Genomic DNA, 1117 nt, shown 5'->3' with positions numbered 1-1117 from the left:
CCCGCGAGGCCGCCGAGACCAGCGCCGCGCTGCTCAAGGCCGTTGCCGACCCCGTGCGGCTCCAGCTGCTGAGCGCCATCCGGGCCACGGCCGACGGCGAGGCCTGCGTCTGCGACCTCACCCCCGTCGTCGGGCTGTCCCAGCCCACCGTGTCGCACCACCTCAAGGTGCTCGTCGAGGCCGGCCTGCTCGAGCGCGAGAAGCGCGGCACGTGGGCCTGGTTCCGGTTGGTGCCCGCGCGGCTCGACGACGTGACCGCGATCTTCCGCTGACGGCACCCCCCTCCCCGACTCATTGCACTCCAGCCACCCGGCACCCGGCCTCCCCCACTGCCCTGAACCCGACCTCGTGCGACTTGATGACGGCCGCGAGGCCGGAAACTCCCGAACACCGCACCCAAGTCGCACGAGGTCGAGCCAGATACGGTGGCCTCGATGACTTCGCCGGATGCCGCGCGCCCCCTGCGTGATCTCGTGCACCCGTCGTGGGCGCGGGCGCTGGCACCCGTCGAGCCGGTCGTCGCGAGGCTGGGCGACTTCCTGCGGGCAGAGGTGGCCGACGGACGGGGTTACCTCCCGAGCGGACCCACCGTGCTGCGCGCCTTCCAGCAACCGCTGGATGCCGTGCGCGTGCTCGTCGTCGGCCAGGACCCCTACCCGACACCCGGCCACGCGGTGGGGCTGTCGTTCTCCGTCGCCCTGGACACCCGGCCGGTGCCACGTAGCCTGGCCAACATCTTCACCGAGCTCGAGGCCGACCTCGGCCTGCCCCGACCGAGCAGTGGCGACCTCACGCCGTGGGCCGACCAGGGGGTGCTGCTGCTCAACCGCGTCCTCACGGTTGCCCCGGGCGCTCCGGGCAGCCATCGGGGGCGCGGCTGGGAAGAGGTCACCGCCTGCGCGATCTCGGCCCTGGTCGAGCGCGGCGGCCCGCTCGTCGCCATCCTGTGGGGCCGCGACGCTCGTGGCCTGGCGCCGCACCTGCCGGGCGTTGCCCTCATCGAGTCCGCGCACCCGAGCCCGCTGTCGGCGCGCAACGGCTTCTTCGGCTCGCGCCCCTTCAGCCGCACCAACGACCTGCTCGCCCGTCAGGGCGCCGACCCCGTGAACTGGAGCCT

The 1117-nt window shown here is 73.6% G+C and carries 2 protein-coding genes; both read left to right on the top strand.

What is annotated here, in order from left to right:
* A partial coding sequence (locus PLL68_RS12270; protein ID WP_324534480.1) for an ArsR/SmtB family transcription factor occupies positions 1–272 on the top strand: 272 nt, incomplete at its 5' end.
* A 162-nt stretch (positions 273–434) separates the two neighbouring features.
* On the top strand, positions 435–1117 hold a 683-nt coding region (locus PLL68_RS12265), incomplete at its 3' end, for a uracil-DNA glycosylase (protein WP_324534478.1).

The sequence above is a fragment of the Ornithinibacter sp. genome (assembly GCF_035443565.1).
Taxonomy (GTDB): domain Bacteria; phylum Actinomycetota; class Actinomycetes; order Actinomycetales; family Dermatophilaceae; genus Fodinibacter.
This window is presented reverse-complemented; position numbering and strand designations above follow the sequence as displayed.